This window comes from Wolbachia endosymbiont of Litomosoides brasiliensis (assembly GCF_013366805.1).
Taxonomy (GTDB): Bacteria; Pseudomonadota; Alphaproteobacteria; order Rickettsiales; family Anaplasmataceae; genus Wolbachia.
In genome coordinates, this window is record NZ_WQMO01000019.1 from 1 (window position 1) to 15,990 (window position 15,990).

Annotated in this window: 13 protein-coding genes, 1 other RNA gene and 4 pseudogenes; 8 read left to right on the forward strand and 10 right to left on the reverse strand. The window is 33.7% G+C overall.

Annotated features, from left to right (window positions below; translation table 11 throughout):
• Positions 1–436 precede the first annotated feature (436 nt).
• A complete protein-coding gene (locus GO684_RS04130; protein WP_175939164.1) occupies positions 437–634 on the reverse strand; it encodes a hypothetical protein in 198 nt (65 codons plus the stop codon).
• Positions 635–1,027: 393 nt separating this feature from the next.
• Here GO684_RS04130 and ftsZ point away from each other — a divergent pair, with 393 nt between their 5' ends.
• The 4 genes and pseudogenes from ftsZ (at position 1,028) to GO684_RS04150 (ending at position 4,002) form a co-directional block, all read left to right on the forward strand.
• Entirely contained in the window at positions 1,028–2,215 is a 1,188-nt protein-coding gene (ftsZ, locus tag GO684_RS04135) for a cell division protein FtsZ (protein WP_175939166.1), read from the forward strand.
• Between the two features lie 89 nt (positions 2,216–2,304).
• Positions 2,305–2,601 (forward strand): annotated as a pseudogene (locus GO684_RS04140) (EVE domain-containing protein); the annotation flags it as partial.
• A gap of 66 nt (positions 2,602–2,667) precedes the next feature.
• Entirely contained in the window at positions 2,668–3,120 is a 453-nt protein-coding gene (gene ybeY, locus GO684_RS04145) for an rRNA maturation RNase YbeY (RefSeq protein ID WP_175939168.1), read from the forward strand.
• Positions 3,121–3,213: 93 nt separating this feature from the next.
• Positions 3,214–4,002 carry a succinate dehydrogenase iron-sulfur subunit gene (locus tag GO684_RS04150; RefSeq protein WP_175939170.1) on the forward strand — a complete coding sequence of 263 codons (789 nt, stop codon included), beginning with the start codon at positions 3,214–3,216 and terminating at the stop codon, positions 4,000–4,002.
• 3 nt (positions 4,003–4,005) lie between these two features.
• Here the strand turns inward: GO684_RS04150 and GO684_RS04155 are convergent, their stop codons facing one another.
• From GO684_RS04155 to GO684_RS04170, 4 genes and pseudogenes are all read right to left on the reverse strand, one after another.
• Positions 4,006–5,142 carry a transcriptional regulator gene (locus tag GO684_RS04155; protein ID WP_175939172.1) on the reverse strand — a complete coding sequence of 379 codons (1,137 nt, stop codon included), beginning with the start codon at positions 5,140–5,142 and terminating at the stop codon, positions 4,006–4,008.
• Positions 5,143–5,197: 55 nt separating this feature from the next.
• Entirely contained in the window at positions 5,198–5,977 is a 780-nt protein-coding gene (locus tag GO684_RS05820) for a GNAT family N-acetyltransferase (RefSeq protein WP_175939187.1), read from the reverse strand.
• Positions 5,975–6,442, reverse strand: a pseudogene (locus GO684_RS04165) (phosphatidylglycerophosphatase A family protein); the annotation flags it as partial. The gene GO684_RS05820 and the pseudogene GO684_RS04165, both read right to left, overlap by 3 nt.
• Before the next feature lie 19 nt (positions 6,443–6,461).
• A complete protein-coding gene (locus tag GO684_RS04170) occupies positions 6,462–7,445 on the reverse strand; it encodes an NAD(P)H-dependent glycerol-3-phosphate dehydrogenase (RefSeq protein ID WP_175939174.1) in 984 nt (327 codons plus the stop codon).
• A gap of 324 nt (positions 7,446–7,769) precedes the next feature.
• Here GO684_RS04170 and GO684_RS04175 point away from each other — a divergent pair, with 324 nt between their 5' ends.
• Positions 7,770–8,540 (forward strand): response regulator transcription factor, encoded by a 771-nt coding sequence (locus tag GO684_RS04175; RefSeq protein WP_175939176.1) that lies wholly within the window; start codon positions 7,770–7,772, stop codon positions 8,538–8,540.
• A gap of 45 nt (positions 8,541–8,585) precedes the next feature.
• On the opposite strand, the gene rnpB is transcribed toward GO684_RS04175, so the two are convergent.
• Positions 8,586–8,935: RNase P RNA component class A (gene rnpB / locus GO684_RS04180), an RNA gene on the reverse strand.
• Between the two features lie 313 nt (positions 8,936–9,248).
• Here rnpB and GO684_RS05640 point away from each other — a divergent pair.
• The 3 genes and pseudogenes from GO684_RS05640 to GO684_RS05335 all read left to right on the forward strand — a co-directional run bounded on the left by GO684_RS05640 (position 9,249) and on the right by GO684_RS05335 (position 10,854).
• Positions 9,249–9,371, forward strand: coding sequence for a hypothetical protein (locus GO684_RS05640; protein WP_255419664.1), 123 nt, complete (start codon positions 9,249–9,251; stop codon positions 9,369–9,371).
• A gap of 306 nt (positions 9,372–9,677) precedes the next feature.
• Entirely contained in the window at positions 9,678–9,851 is a 174-nt protein-coding gene (locus GO684_RS04185) for a hypothetical protein (protein WP_175939179.1), read from the forward strand.
• A 50-nt stretch (positions 9,852–9,901) separates the two neighbouring features.
• Positions 9,902–10,854, forward strand: a pseudogene (locus GO684_RS05335) (IS630 family transposase).
• 48 nt (positions 10,855–10,902) lie between these two features.
• Here GO684_RS05335 and ispF read toward each other — a convergent pair.
• From ispF to rpe, 4 genes and pseudogenes are all read right to left on the reverse strand, one after another.
• The gene (gene ispF, locus GO684_RS04200; RefSeq protein ID WP_369408529.1) at positions 10,903–12,216 is read right to left on the reverse strand and encodes a 2-C-methyl-D-erythritol 2,4-cyclodiphosphate synthase; all 1,314 of its coding nucleotides are present in this window, start codon (positions 12,214–12,216) and stop codon (positions 10,903–10,905) included.
• A 30-nt stretch (positions 12,217–12,246) separates the two neighbouring features.
• Positions 12,247–12,954 carry a triosephosphate isomerase gene (locus GO684_RS04205; RefSeq protein ID WP_175939183.1) on the reverse strand — a complete coding sequence of 236 codons (708 nt, stop codon included), beginning with the start codon at positions 12,952–12,954 and terminating at the stop codon, positions 12,247–12,249.
• Positions 12,955–13,342: 388 nt separating this feature from the next.
• A pseudogene (locus tag GO684_RS04210) lies at positions 13,343–14,281 on the reverse strand (IS630 family transposase).
• A 773-nt stretch (positions 14,282–15,054) separates the two neighbouring features.
• On the reverse strand, positions 15,055–15,735 hold the full coding sequence (rpe, locus tag GO684_RS04215) for a ribulose-phosphate 3-epimerase (RefSeq protein WP_175939185.1): 681 nt from the start codon (positions 15,733–15,735) through the stop codon (positions 15,055–15,057).
• Between the last annotated feature and the right edge of the window lie 255 nt (positions 15,736–15,990).

Below are 15,990 nucleotides of genomic sequence, written 5' to 3' on the forward strand. Positions count from 1 at the left end.
GTGCATTTAAATTTTTTGACTTATATTAACTAGAACAATCCATGACAAGAAAGACTCTCCATGTTCCTAAATATTGTAACATTTGTTCAAGAAACATATTCATACAATCAGTGTTAACATTAGTGCAAATAAGCTAGAATTCTCTCCGTTTCTAGGGTTAACTGCACTGTAGAGATAAAAATTTTGTCTACCTAATTTTACTTTAACCTGCGTTCTAACGCCCTTTTTAAAACACCTGCGTTCAACTTTCGAATGTGTGCCAAATCGCAATTCATCAAAGATGAGTAACTTTTTTTCAGGATACTTGCTAATAGCCTCATTGAGTCTTTTAAACTCTTCCTGTCTACCTTATATTCTATTCAGTGTAAATTGGTGTTGCGTAATATATGAAAACTTCATTTTTTGCATATTACGATGTACTGTAGACTTGCTGACATCAAGCCAAATCTTTCCTGATTGTTCCCATTTCTTTAATGGTAATATTATGGGTTTCTTGTATCCATACTTCAACCTGTTCAAATTGACTCTGATTCAATCTAGTCTTTTTACGGCTTTGAGGAGTAAATAATTTTTCTTCTTTTCTAAATTTTAGGTGCTTTGTCCATGCAGTTGATGCTATCTTGAAATGCAGCATATTTTTGCTACAGCTGTTATACTGTGCTTTTTGCTGCAATTACATCATTTAGTTTTTTTGCAATATACGCGTTATTTTACACTTTCTTCAGCATTTCTTTTGCTGATTTTATGACGTTTTTATCCGGTAATTTTGATTTTAACGCCATTTAAACCTTTGTTATTTTACTTGCTTCAGCATGACTTCTTTTCCATTATTATCTATCCGTTCCTTCTATAGTGGAATTGGTATTAATAGTTACCATCTATTGATTGATGGTAACTATTAATATAAATATTGGTAATAAGTAAACCACGTTTACTATTTATGTATGTGGAGATGAAAAGTATTTGCATGTTACTAAAAAGGTAGTAACTTATTATCAAGTGAATTCACTGAATTTGAGTAATTTAAATGTCAATTGACCTTAGTTTACCAGAGCTGCCTATATTACGCCCAAGAATTACCGTTGTAGGGGTGGGCGGTGCTGGTGGGAATGCTGTGAACAATATGATCCAATCTGGTTTGCAAGGAGTGAATTTTGTTGTAGCAAATACTGATGCTCAAGCACTAGAAAAATCGTTATGTGATAAGAAAATTCAGTTGGGTATTAATTTAACTAAGGGTCTTGGTGCTGGTGCTTTGCCTAATGTTGGCAAAGGTGCCGCAGAAGAGTCAATCAGTGAGATTATGGAACATATAAAAGATAGTCATATGCTTTTCATTACGGCAGGGATGGGTGGTGGCACTGGAACAGGTGCAGCACCAGTAATTGCAAAAGCAGCAAGAGAGACAAGTGCTGCAGTTAAGGATAAAGCGTCAAAAAAAAAGATATTAACTGTTGGAGTTGTAACCAAGCCATTTGACTTTGAAGGTGTGCGCCGTATGCGTATTGCGGAGCTTGGGCTTGAAGAATTACAAAAATGCGTAGATACGCTTATTGTCATTCCAAACCAAAACTTATTTAGGATTGCCAATGAGAAAACTACATTCTCTGATGCGTTTAAACTTGCTGACAATGTGCTGCATATTGGCATTAGGGGGGTAACTGACTTAATGGTTATGCCAGGGCTCATTAATCTTGATTTTGCTGATATAGAAACAGTAATGAGTGAAATGGGTAAAGCAATGATTGGTACTGGGGAAGCAGAGGGAGAAGGTAGAGCAATCAGTGCTGCAGAAGCTGCAATATCTAATCCATTGCTTGATAATGTGTCAATGAAAGGGGCGCAAGGAATATTGATTAATATTACCGGCGGTACAGATATGACTCTGTTTGAAGTTGATGCTGCGGCGAATAGGGTGCGTGAAGAAGTAGATGAAAATGCAAATATAATATTTGGTGCTACCTTTGATCAAGCAATGGAAGGAAGAGTTAGGGTCTCTGTTCTTGCAACTGGCATTGATTATAGCGTTACTTGCAATGACAAGCCAGAAACTTCATCTGTAAATCAAGACGGGACTTCAGAGGAGGAAAAGTTCGAGTGGTCTTATAGCCAAACTCCATTTCCAGAGGCAAAACAAGCTGAACAAGTAGGTGAAGGAGTTAAGTGGAGTAGCAATATCTATGACATACCAGCTTATTTAAGAAGAAAGAAGTAATGCAGTTTTGGCTACTTAAGTCAGAGCTAAGTGAATATTCATGGCAAAGAATGGAAAGAGAGCAGGAGGTTAGATAAGATGGTGTATACAACTATCAAGCTCAAAATTATATAAAAACTATGAAATTAGGTGATTTTGCGTTTTTGTATCATACAAGTAAAGAGAAAGCGACTGAAGTATTTAAAGAGTACCCGCATGTTAGTGGTTCTAGGTTTGGGTTGGTGGATGTAAAATTTTCTAAGCCTTTACTTAGTCAAGTAACGTTAAGCGATGTAAAAAGAAGTCTGCTTTTAGAAAACATAGTCATCTTAAAACAAGCGCGCTTATCAATTTTTCCAGTTTCAGAAATCAAATGGAATGAAATAGTAAAAATGAGTGATGTGTAATACTTGTCATTTTAATTCACAAATGATGTCATTTCAGTGTGTAACGCCCTTCTTGGTGTGTCACTCATGTTAGAAGTAAATATTTTTGATAGGAAGTGGTACAGCATTATAGAAGATCCAGAGGGCTTTACATTGAATGTTATAAATGCCTTTCTCAAAGAGTTGAAAATAGGCCAATATAAACCGAATATATCGATTGCTCTTGCTGATGATGATTTACTGCATCAACTTAATTTAAGATTTAGGCAGATGGATAAGCCAACTAACGTGCTATCGTTCCCGTGTGAGCAATTATCTAGTGAATGCGACTTAGGAGACATAGCGATTTCAATAGACACAGTGAGAAAAGAATCAGATAAGTATCATATACCCATTCTAGCTCATGTTGCACATATGTTAGTGCATGGATTATTGCATTTAGTTGGCTATGATCACCAAAAAAAAGGTGAGGAAGTTGTAATGAAAAGTCTGGAAGGTAGGATTTTAACTTCGCTTGGCTACAATATGTGTGCAATTTAAAAAGAATTTAATAAAAATATAGCGGATGATGCCAAAATATGTTATCTGAAGAGTAAAGGGGTTTTTAGCTATAGACGATAAAAGGTAAGCAATATGGTCCAGTTTTCTTTGCCAAAAAATTCTAAAGTTAATGAAAAAGGCAAGATTTACCCTGCTCCTACTAGAGCAAAAAATGTTAGAAGATTTCAAATTTACCGTTGGTCTGCTGATGGTGAGAAAAATCCTAGAGTAGATATGTTTTTCATTGATATGGATAATTGTGGCTCTATGGTGCTTGATGCGTTGATAAAAATAAAGGATGAAATAGATCCCACCTTAACTTTTAGACGCTCTTGCAGAGAAGGAATATGTGGATCTTGTGCTATGAATATTGATGGAACCAATACTCTTGCATGTACTAAATCTATATACGATATAAAGGGTGATATAAAAATATATCCATTACCTCATATGTATGTAATAAAAGATCTAGTTTCAGACTTGAGCCAATTTTATGAGCAATATAAATCAGTTAGTCCTTGGTTGCAGGTAGATAAGCCCAATCTGCTAAATCAAGAATATTTACAATCTCCTGAAGATAGAAAAAAACTGGATGGCCTTTCTGATTGTATATTGTGTGCTTGCTGCTCAACTGGTTGTCCAAGCTATTGGTGGAACAATAATAAATTTTTGGGACCAGCGATACTATTACAAGCTTATAGATGGATTGCTGATAGTCGTGATAATAAAACAGATGAAAGACTTAATGCCTTAAATGACCCATTTAAGTTGTATCGTTGTCATACAATAATGAATTGCACAAAAACCTGCCCTAAAGGGCTTAATCCAGCAAGAGCAATAGCAAGAATAAAACAGCTTATGATAGAAAGAGAAGGATTTTAAGCTCTATCTTTTGTACTCCTTGTATGCAAAAAGCAAGCCTTCTGAAGCATAGGGTATCGTTAGTATTCTGAATACTTTTCCGTTTGTGAGATGGATTGTATCATTATGTGGCCCGAATAATTTTTTAAACAACTCATGCCTTTGGTTACTAATGGTTTGAAAATCTTCTTTTTCTAGAAGCTTTTTAGATTCAAATAGATAAAGCATGACTTCATGGTAAGTTGGATAAGATATCAAAAATTTTGTATCAAATTGAAAGGTTTTTACAAAAGCGTTATTGTAAAACTTTAGTTTTTGATTCTTACTATATATTGCGATAGCAATTGGTAACTCCTCAAGTAAATTTTTTTGTGTAGTCAGGTAACTATCTAATTCAGCACGTAACCCCTCTGCATCACTAATATCTTTTCCATACATCACCATACTGCCGGAACTTCGTATTGGAATTTTAATAAAATCAAAAACCTTGCGTTCGTTTTTACAAGTGATTACATGTTTTCCTGATTTTGCGTTGTAGACGCTACTAGCGACAGCCAATCTCTGAGAGCTATTTATATATTTATCATAAAATAAGTTACAGAACTTTACTTTTTTATTCTCATTATATTTTAGTATTGGAAATGGCAAAGAGTTGAAGATATTTCTATAGTGCTCTATTTCTTGTGTGAGCTTGTTGTTTTCTAATTCAAGTGCGTTGGCTTTTATCTTATAGTCTGAGATATTTCTTATCCACAACAGCACACCAATAACTTTGTTGGAATTGTCTATTATGCTTCTGCCATAACACATACAATAAACTTCACCGTCTTTTGACTTTAAATCCAAAGTGAAAGATTTATTTATTTCCTTTGCCTCAGTGAAATTTTTAATTAAGCTTTCTGATTGCTCAAAAAAGTTTGCAAACTCATTGAATGAGTAAAAGACAGTGTTAAGTAAGATCAATAAGTTGGGAGAAAATTTTTCTATACGTTTTTTTGAATCCCAAATATAAAACCCATCATCCACAGTATCGATTAAATTATTTATTATAATATTTTGATGTTGTAGACTCTTAATTTTATTATCCACTTTTAACTTAGAATAAGAAAGAAAGAATAATATTAAAATTAACAATAAAACTACTTCGTACAGAAAAAACATAGTACCTTTAAAACAGACGTAAAAATTTATAACCTCTTGGTAAGGGTATGTTAAGTTACGCTGAAGAAGTGTACAAGTAAAGATTGCCTAATATCTGAAAACCCAGTCTCTTATAAAGGTTGATAGAAGGTTTCATGCAATGTGCTACTACATATTTGCATTCAAGCTGCTGAATTATTTTGATTCTCTCTAAAACCATTTGTGTACCTATCCCACGGTTTCTATAAATTGGCAAAACTCCATCACTATAAAAACCTGCTATGCCGTCTTGAGTATAAAAGCCGCATGTTCCAATAATTTCATTGTCTAGTGTTACAAGAAAAAATCTTAATCCTGAATTTTTATCATCATAACTTGATAACCCGCGAAAAAATGTGCTAACAATTCCAGTGCTGTGGTGAAAAATCTTAGAAGTATATGAATCTAGCTGTTCTAAGAGGTTGCTACTAGTTACAGCGTTCAACTTTAAGCCTGGAACGACATCAGCAGGCAAGAAGTAATTTTTCATGTTAAGTAAAACTTTTTTTGGTGTGCTAACGTGTTTTATCCCACACTTTTCTAAAATGCCCTGTGTCTTTGTATGCGAATTCATCACCCATGTTGCTTCTATATCTCTTGCTTTGAGATAAGCTAGAGTTTTTTGTACAGAAAGCTCAGTACGTTGATCTTCACAAAACACAAAATTAAATAATGACTCTCTAGTGCCATTTATTGTAAATGTAACATTATCGAATTTATCATGTACTTCCCACTTAGATAAGTCAGCTGTATAAAGTATATAATCCTTTAGATTTTGAGTAACTAAGCTTGAATAATAAATTTTCTTATCCCGCATACACAGACAGTAAAAAGCCCCTATAAGAATACAGGCTGAAATTGCAGCTATAATGTCGTCTAGCATAACGCCTAGAGGACCTTTGATATTTTTATCGATCAAGTTTATAGGCCACGTTTTTATTATATCAAAAAACCTAAAGAGAAGAAAGCACAACAGCAATAAAGAGCAATTCACCTCTTGGTTTAGTGATTCTGAAATTAGAAATATTGTCAGCAATTGACCAACTACTTCGTCAATTACTACCTCTTTTGGATCATGTGAAGTCTGGTAATGTTTTATGTAATTGCCCGTGGACCATAATCCAATTAAGAATAAGAAAAGGATAACTGCCACGCCTAAAATTTTGTCACCTAGTACTAGGGGAACAATTGGATAAGCAGCTAAGCTGCCTACAGTGCCTGGCATTTTTTTTACTGTACCAGATAGCCACCATGTTGATATCAATTTATATAAAAATTTCACAGCGCACCGGACTACAAAATTAACCTACAAAAACGAAAATGGCATCCTCTATAGATGCACTTTCATACAATAATCTATATACTGCTTCACATATAGGCATTTTTATATTTAGTTTCTCTGCTAAATTAAATGCAGATTGAGCGGTGCTAAAACCTTCAATCACTGACTTATCTTCTGACAGAGTCTGCTGAACGTCAAAGATATTGTTACAACTACCTATTTTAAGCCCAAAGGACAGGTTTCTTGAATTCAAGGATGTACATGTCATAATTAGGTCTCCCAGACATGCTGGTCCAAGTAGAGTGTCTATGTCTATGCTAAAGCTGTCTGTTTTTGCTAGATATAAGGTCTTTACTTCATTCATGCTTTTTGTTATCAGTGCTGCGTGGGCATTAAATCCAAGTTTTTTACCCAGAACAATTCCACATGCTATAGCAAAAACGTTCTTTAGTGCTGCGCAGATCTGTACTCCTATAACATCGCTACTGAAGTGCAATTTTGTGTTTTCCTGTTGTAGTTCTGATATTAGCTTTGAACCTAATGTGTCATCTTGACATGCAAGAACCATTGAATAGGGTAATTTTTTCGCAACTTCTATAGCGAAACTGGGGCCTGAGAAAATGGCAACCGGGTTGTTGGGTAAGACTTCATTTACTATTTCACTTGGTAGTTTTAATGTAGATTTTTCTATCCCTTTACAGGCTAAAATTATTGCTACATCTTTTTTTAAGTTACAATCGTGTAATTGCTGACATACTTTTCTCAGAGATTGAGTGGGAATAGCAAAGATCATTGCTGAAGCGTTAACTGTTTCTTCAATAGCCAATTTTACTGATACATTGTCAGGAATTTGACAGCCTAGTAATTTGTCGCTTTCTCTTGTTTTGCTAATTGATTCAAATGTGGTTTTATTGCGAGTCCATAGAATTACATCTTGCTTATCACTCAGTGAATTTGCAATTGCTGTACCCCATGCACCAGCACCTAAAATTGATATTGTCACACAGTGTTCCTGAAAAGTATTACTTATACTTTAGAATAACAGAATAAGTAAATTAAAAATATAATATAGGTTATAAGATAGTTAAATATTTATTAACCTAAGTGTTCTTTATAATGGTAACAACTTTAGTTCAATGTTTACTAAAAACAGTGTTACTCTTATGATATATATTATATCTATTATATTTTTAGATCTGTTGATATAGTTTTGGAATGATATGTTTACTGTTAGTAATTTTGGCCGTTTGTTAATAAAAGTTTGATTTGTTACTTTCCTTAGTTATATATATTACTAAAATTATAAATTATTTACGAGGTGTAAAATATGCGTATATTACTAATTGAAGATGATCAAGTGAGTGCAAAGACTGTAGTTAACGCTTTGACTTCTGATGGGCACTTTTGTGATGTTGTAACTTCTGCGCAAGACTACAACAACAATATGGTTTCTTCAAATGGAGATCACTATGACTTAGTTATTTTAGATATACACTTGCCTGGCGATATTGATGGGTATGATATATTGTTGAGATTAAGAAGTGCAAAAATTAAAGTTCCCGTCTTAATACTTTCGTGTATATCTGCTGTTAATCATAAAGCTAAGGGGCTTGGGTACGGTGCTGATGACTACTTAACTAAGCCATTTCATAAAAGTGAACTACTTGCTCGAATAAAAGCAATAGTGCGTCGTACTAAAGGTCATCCTGAATCAGTGATAAAGATTGGTAATATAAATATTAATTTTGATCATAGGGTTGTTGAGGTAAAAGGTAAAACAGTTCACCTTACTAACAAAGAATATTCTATGATAGAATTGCTGGCGTTACGCAAGGGAACAGTACTAACAAAAGAAATGTTTTTAAATCATCTTTATAATGGCTTAGATGAACCTTCAGATAATAAGATAGTTGATGTCTTTATGTGCAAATTGCGTAAGAAACTTGAAAATGCGAATGATGGAAAAAGCCACATAGAAACTGTTTGGGGCAGAGGGTATGTCCTGAAAGAGTATGTTGATGAGGAAGAGTATTCCAATGTCAATGTGGGGGAAAATAATAGCGACTATCAAGCAGAACAGGTTAAGGACAATGCATAAAATGCTTATATATTTTAAAGTATAGCGTAACCTATGTTTATGTGAATGTCTAGGTGAAATATAAGCCGAGTTCTGTTTATGTAGCTATTTATCTGAAGTAAATGTTACCATTTACTGCATGCGATTTACCCGAGTAGATATGAGGAAAACATAAAGTCTACCCTTAATTTAATCTTGCTCCTAATGTTGGTTACTCGACTACCAATGTTGCCATTGCTATGGTGTGCTCTTACCACACCTTTTCACCCTTACCTAAAGATATTTAGGCGGTAATTTTCTGTAGCCCTATAACTGGAGTTACCTCCGGCGGGTATTACCCGTCATTATTTTCCCTTGGAGCCCGGACTTTCCTCTGCTGTGTTTATCACACAACAGCAGCTACTTATTTCACCTAGAAATTATATTTTAACACGAAAATCATAAAAATGAAATAATTCCCACGAGTCAATGGTATGCTATTAAACATCAGGCGATAGCTAGAGATGATGTCCTAATATATCATTGCTATCATAGGGTAATCTTTTTTAGATCATAAACTTTTCTGCTTCCAGGTAATGAACTACCTAATTGACTACTGCTTTTCTACTGGTTTACTATTTAGCACTATTTTAGGACTGCTTGTCTGCTATTACACTGATAAAAAGTTCCTCATTGCTGTTCGAATGTGATTGACTTTTATAATCCAAATCAGCTAATTCTAGCACAGGGATGGCATTAAGATGGGGTATTCTTTACCCTGCTGCTCCAGGTACAGATCCAGCTATTATTCTTGCCTCGTTAGGTTTGCCTGCTATAGCAACGTCGAGCCGGTTATGTAGAATGAGTGATTGAAGAAGTAAAGTCGTGGTAGATATTAGGAGTTGTTGATTCTTTTATTTCTCTAGTACTTGGTATAGTAAATATTGTTTGTGTATTTTTCTCTGAATTTGTTATTAGAACGTGAGTTGACATTATTACTCGTTCAGTTGCTGTTGTTGTTTGTGAGGTAACAGCTACTGTTATGGGTTCCATTATTGTAAACTTTTCAGTACTTGTTTGAGCTGTTGACTTGTTGAAGGTTTGCTCATCGAGTGCTGCTTACTATAGAAGTAGGTGAAACAGTGACTATTGTAGGCTTTTCAGTGCTTGTGTTAACATTTGAAGTATGTTGGTACGTTGGTTGGCGTTATAATAGCTGTAGTTGCTTGCAAAGTGGCGGTTGTTTCGACTATTGTTGATTCAGTTGTTGTAGATTTTACAGTGCTTGTTCCAACTTTTGTAGCAATCGTAGTTGCTTGCAACATCAATTCCCACTATATAGGGAACGGATAGACAATAATGGAAAAGGAGTCATCTGAAGTAAGCAAAATAGCGAGATTTAAATGGCGTTGAAATCAAAATTATTGGATGAAAAAGTTGTGGAATCAGCAAAAGAAATGCTGAAGAAAGTACAAAATAACACATATGTTATAAAAAAACTAGATGCTGTAATTGCAGCAAAAAAGCGCAGTATAACAGCCATAGTAAAAACATGTTGTATTTCAAGAACAGCACTAACTGCATGGATAAAGTGCCTAAAATTTGGAAGAGAAGAAAGGTTGTTTGCTCCACATCAATGTCGTAGAAAAACTGATTGAATAGAGTTAATTTGAATAAATTGAAGTATGGATACAAAAAAACCTAATATTACTATTAGAGAAATGAGATAAAAATCCAGGAGAAATTTGGCTTGAATGTCAGTAAGTCTAGTATACCGTAATATGCAAAAAGTGAAGTTTTCGTATATTACACCAAGACCAATTCATAATGAACAAGAGAAAAGTAGATAGAAAGAGTTTAAAAAAACTTAATGAGACTATTGGTAAGATACTGAACAAGAGTTATCTTTTTTGATGAATCACGATTTGGCAGATATTTGAAAATTGGCACAGGTGGTTTAAAAAGGACGTTAAAGCGCATGGTAAAGTAAAATTAGATGAACAAAATTTTATCTCTACAGTACAATTAATCCCAGAAATAAAGGGAGTTCTAGCTTATTTGCACCAAATGTTAACACTGATTGTGTGAATATATTTCTTGAATGAATGTCACAATATTTAGGAACACAAGAAGCCTTTCTTATCATGAATTGTACTAGTTAGCATAAGTCAAAAAGTTTAAAGGTACCTAAAAGTATCGAGACTATGTACCTACCACCATATTCACCTGAGCTCAATCCTATTGAGAGACTTGGTTGTATATAAAATAGAACATTTTGTGTAGTAAAGTCTATAATACAATTGCTTTGCTTGAGGGCGCTTTGCGCAGGTTTATTAGTTTCTCTTTCTCGCTCTGAGGCATCACTTATTTGACTCATTTGACTCATTAGCAATAAGAATTAGTATTAATTGTGCAGCGGAGCTATTTTATATAATAACACAGAAACGTGTGCTGCTATTCCTTCATTTCTCCCAATAGAACCTAATTTTTCTGCAGTGGTTGCTTTAACATTTACAAATTCATTATCAATCTCTAATATTTTTGATATGAACTTTTTCATTGCCATTTTGTAAGGCGATATTTTAGGCTCCTCGCAAACTATAGTAATATCTAAGTTGGATACATTGTATCCTTTTTTTTTTGCTTTCTTAGCAGCAAAATCGAGAAAGTAAGATGAATTATAATCTCTCCACTCAGGGAAATTCGAAGGAAAATATGCTCCTATGTCGCCATATCCCAGTGCTCCCAATATTGCATCAACAACTGCATGTATTGCAACATCACCATCAGAATGTGCTTCTATTTCCATGTCATGCTTGATTTCTACGCCGCAAACCTTTATAAAACTCTTAGTCTTATCTTGAGCTTTAATAAACTTATGTATGTCATAGCCGATTCCAACGCGATATTTTGGTTCTTCAAGAAGAAGCCTTGCCATATTAATATCCTCTTTTGTGGTTAACTTAAAATTGCTTTTCTCACCTTTGGTAATTACAACATGTTTTTTGTGTTCTACCATTAGTGATGAATCATCAGTAAATTCTTTATTTGATCGATGGTATAATAATAATTCTTTGAAATTGAAAATTTGAGGGGTTTGTATGGCTCTAAGTCTTTCTCTTGAGATTGTGGATTCAATGGAATCATTATTTATTAATGACATAGTATCTTCTACTCCTATTGCTGGTACTATTCCTGTATATTGGTTATTAATCATAGATCGAGCTAAGTTATCTATCAAAGTATTTGACACAAAAGGCCTACAAGCATCGTGTATAACTACAAAGTCTGGGTTAATTTTTTGCAAGCTTTCAAGTCCCAGTTTGACTGAGTTTTGCCTGCTTTTTCCTCCATATACTGGACTTAGTAATTTAGTATCTATGCTTCCTATCATTCCGGTGTTTGACACTGGAATCCATTCTTCTTTTTTTCTAGATTCGAGCGTTGCATGCTGGAAGGGGTGTACCGCTTCACTTAAGTGATAGTTATGTAGAGAATCTATCGTTTCGCTATAAAGATCTTCATGATTTTTGTTAATTACAACTCTTACGTGATCTATATATTGGCTAGTTAAAAGTTTTTTGACTGTATACGATAAGACAGGTTTACCTGCTAGTGTCATGTACTGCTTAGGAATTGTATTACTACATCGGCTTCCTACTCCCGCTGCAACTATTAATGCTGCTATTTTGTATTTCTTAGGTCTGTTAATGTATATATCTATCACAGGGTTCTTTAATTACTGATTTCAGAATTGATAAGCTTTTTCAACTTGCTGTACAATCTTATAAAAGCAATCAAAATCTAAGCTTGCACTGCCAATTAAAACTCCTGATAAATTTAAGATATTCAACAAATTTTCTATATTTTCTGAGTTGACTGAGCCGCCATATATAACGTGTTTTTTACTAGTATAGAATTGTATTACTTCTATTATCTCAGCAATTGCATTATTGCTTGGCACGTGTCCTGTACCTATTGCCCATACTGGTTCATATGCCACGGTATATTCACCATGTATTGGCAAACGGTTTTTGCATTGATACTCTATTGCTTCCTTTGTTTTGCTACCTTCATGGTCTTCTAAGCTTTCACCTACACAAATAATTGGGTGTAAGCCGGATTCTATTGCTGTTTCTGATTTAAGCTTTATTTCACCATTTGTTTCGTGCATTCTTTCAGAATGCCCAAGTATGACGTAAGTACATCTTAACTCTTTTAGCATCTCTGCACTAATTTCACCTGTATAAGAACCAGATTTTTTATGATGGCAATTCTGTGCTCCTATATTAATATTATTGCTTAGCTCTATATTACCTGAAAGTGATGTAAAAGGTGGGCAAATCACAAGCTTAGAAGTAATTTCATTGTTCTTGTTGTTGAGTTTGCCTATAAAGTTAACGAATGAGGAACGTGTTCCATTCATCTTCCAATTTGCTACTATTAAAAAGGACATCAACTTTACTTATATGGATAAAAATACTACAAACAGTACTAAAACGAACTCCTCTCACTCTTACTTATTAGTTTAACAAGATTAGCTATCGTTTTACCAACCTTTAATTTACATAAAAGTGTGTATCTAGCTGAGAGTTAATAAAAAGATAAATTAAGTCTATGGGATAAATAGAATTGAGTCAATAAAAAATTTTTTACCATTACTCACCTACCAAATTTTCTCTTTTATAGCTTTCTTGAATTTTACTTACTCAACATAAGTTCTTCAACTTCCTTCTGGCTTTGCTGCATTACCAGCTATGATGAATTAAAGACAAAAAAGTGGAGAATATTAGTAATTTGTCATTCTCTTATTTAAGAATGGTCAGTAATACCAATTATCATTGTTAATAGGTCAAATAGGTGATATTGCAGAGTTGTGTAATTGCAAGTGAGAAAGAGAGGTAGTAAATTTGCATAAAGCACTCTCAAGCAAAGCAGTTGTATTATAGACTTTATTATGCAAGATGTCTGTTTTATATACAACCGAGTCTCTCAATAGGATTGAGCTCAGGTGAATATGGTGGTAGATATATAATCTTGATATTTTTAGGTGCCTTTAAATTTTTTGGCTTATGCTAACTAGCATAGTCCATGATAAGAAAAGCCTCTTATATTCTTAAATGTTGTAATATTTGCTCAAGAAATATGTTCATACGATCAGTATTGACATTCGGTGCAAATGAGCTGGGACTCTCTTCATTTCTAGAATTAACTGCACTGTAGAGGTAAAAATTTTGTCCACCTAATTTTACTTTGCCATGTGTTTTAACGTCCTTTTTAAACTACCCGTGTCTAATTTTCAAATATCTGCCAAATCGTGATTCGTCAAAAAAGATAACTCTTGTTCAGTATCTTACCAATAGTCTCATTAAGTTTTTTTAAACTCTTCCTGTCTACTTTTATCTTGTTCATTATGAATTGGCCTTGGTATAATATATGAAAACTTCATTTTTTGCATATTAAGGTACACTAGACTTACTGACATTCAAGCCAAATTTTTCCTGGATTTTTATCTCATTTCTCTAATAGTAATATTAGTTTTTTTTGTATCCATGCTTTAATTTATTCAAATCAACTCTGATTCAATCAGTTTTTCTACGACATTGATGTGGAGCAAACAACTTTTCTTCTCTTCCAAATTTTAGGTGCTTTATCTACGTAGTTAGAGCTGTTCTTGAAATGCAACATATTTTTACTGCGGCTGTTATACTATGCTTTTTTGTTGCAATTACAGCATCTAGTTTTTTTATAACATATGTGTTATTTTGTACTTTCTTCAGCATTTCTTTTACTAACTCGACGACTTTTTCATCAATAATTTTATTTCAATGCCATTTAAACCTTGCTATTTTACTTGCTTCAGTATGGCTTCTTTTCCATTATTGTCTATCTGTTTCCTATACAATGGGGAATTGGTATAAGTTACCCATTTTCTTAAACGAATGCTAAAAGGTGCTACTTTTTCCTTCTACCCCATTGTTATCCATCTAAACACCTACTCTATCTTCTTTGAATTCTCCAAAGATATTAAAGTGCTTTAAAACATTTATTATCCAATTACCAAGGTCTCTAATATACAGTTTTATATCACATTTATTTCTTTTTTAAGATTAAGCATTAGATGTATAATACGTTGCCCTGGCCCATGATATGTGTATTTGCCACCCTACATGTTTTATATACAGGAAATGGATTTTTCAACAACGTTTCATCTGTTATGCTGATTTCTTGCTTGTGTATAGTGGGGGGTACTGGAGTAGCCATACTAATTCATTAGATGAATTATTGTGGATTTGTTGAATTTTTTTTCATGAATTTTATGGTGTAGTTATAATCAATAAGTTGATCAGACATTGGTTGCTCTATCATATTCAATTTCTTCTCTTTTTGGTTTATATGATAAACTAAGGCTAGTTGGAAATATGTATTACTACAACTTTAAGGACGTTTTTAACTTGATTCACTGAGATGGGCACTACTCAAGTAAATGACACTTACATCCAGAAATTTTTTTGCTTCTAGTAATGATAGAAGTGGTTTGTGTTTGACTATATGATTACAATGATAGGTTTTTAAAATCATTTACAGCTCTCTTCATGTTCTTAGCTCTAAATATTGCTGATCCAGCGACTAAGATGTCTGCACCTGCTTTTATTATATCAGCTGCGTTTGAAAGACTCACTCCACCATCTACTGAGATTTGCGTCTTGAGACTACGCTCTCGTATCATTTTCTTCACAATAGATATTTTGCTCAGTTGTGAATAAATAAACTCCTGTCCTCCAAATCCAGGATTGACTGTCATAATTAACACAACGTCCAACTCGTGTATTATATACTCAAGCACACCTGGGGAAGTTGAAGGAACAATTGACACTCCAACTTGAACCTTTTTTTTTGCATCGTTTACATTTTTATATGACTTTATCTTTCTTATTAGCCTTTCAAGGTGTACCTCTGCTTCTGCGTGTATAGTGATAATATTAGCGCCAGCATTTATAAAGCTTTCAATATGGTTGCCGGGAGACTGGATCATTAAGTGTATATCAAAAAGAAGATTAGTATATTTACGTATTGCGGAGATAACGTCTGGACCAATTGTAATGTTTGGGACAAAATTTCCATCCATAACGTCTATGTGTATGTAATCTACACCTAAGTTGTTAATTCTTTTTACTTCTTCTCCTAATTTTGCAAAATTTGCTGAAAGTATAGAAGGTGCAATTTTGATACCCATGGGCTACCTTTTTACTAAAAAAAAAAAATAACTTATTTTTAAAACTCTGTCATCTTATACTAATTCCTACTGCGCAAGGAATGAATAGACAACAATGGAAAAAAAGCCATGCTGAAGTGATAACAATTCTCATTGTTAGTGGATCAGATAAGTAACATTGCAGAGTTGTTTAATTGCAGAATGAGAAAGAGAAATAATAAATTTGCATAAAGCACTCTCAAGCAAAGCAATTGTATTATAGACTTTATTATGTAA

What these genes read in the sequence shown, in the direction of transcription:
- GO684_RS04130 (WP_175939164.1), bottom strand. Translation starts at nt 634, where the DNA reads ATGCTGCATTTCAAGATAGCATCAACTGCATGGACAAAGCACCTAAAA.
- ftsZ (WP_175939166.1), top strand. Translation starts at nt 1,028, where the DNA reads ATGTCAATTGACCTTAGTTTACCAGAGCTGCCTATATTACGCCCAAGA.
- ybeY (WP_175939168.1), top strand. Translation starts at nt 2,668, where the DNA reads ATGTTAGAAGTAAATATTTTTGATAGGAAGTGGTACAGCATTATAGAA.
- GO684_RS04150 (WP_175939170.1), top strand. Translation starts at nt 3,214, where the DNA reads ATGGTCCAGTTTTCTTTGCCAAAAAATTCTAAAGTTAATGAAAAAGGC.
- GO684_RS04155 (WP_175939172.1), bottom strand. Translation starts at nt 5,142, where the DNA reads ATGTTTTTTCTGTACGAAGTAGTTTTATTGTTAATTTTAATATTATTC.
- GO684_RS05820 (WP_175939187.1), bottom strand. Translation starts at nt 5,977, where the DNA reads ATGCGGGATAAGAAAATTTATTATTCAAGCTTAGTTACTCAAAATCTA.
- GO684_RS04175 (WP_175939176.1), top strand. Translation starts at nt 7,770, where the DNA reads ATGCGTATATTACTAATTGAAGATGATCAAGTGAGTGCAAAGACTGTA.
- GO684_RS05640 (WP_255419664.1), top strand. Translation starts at nt 9,249, where the DNA reads ATGGCATTAAGATGGGGTATTCTTTACCCTGCTGCTCCAGGTACAGAT.
- GO684_RS04205 (WP_175939183.1), bottom strand. Translation starts at nt 12,954, where the DNA reads ATGTCCTTTTTAATAGTAGCAAATTGGAAGATGAATGGAACACGTTCC.
- rpe (WP_175939185.1), bottom strand. Translation starts at nt 15,735, where the DNA reads ATGGGTATCAAAATTGCACCTTCTATACTTTCAGCAAATTTTGCAAAA.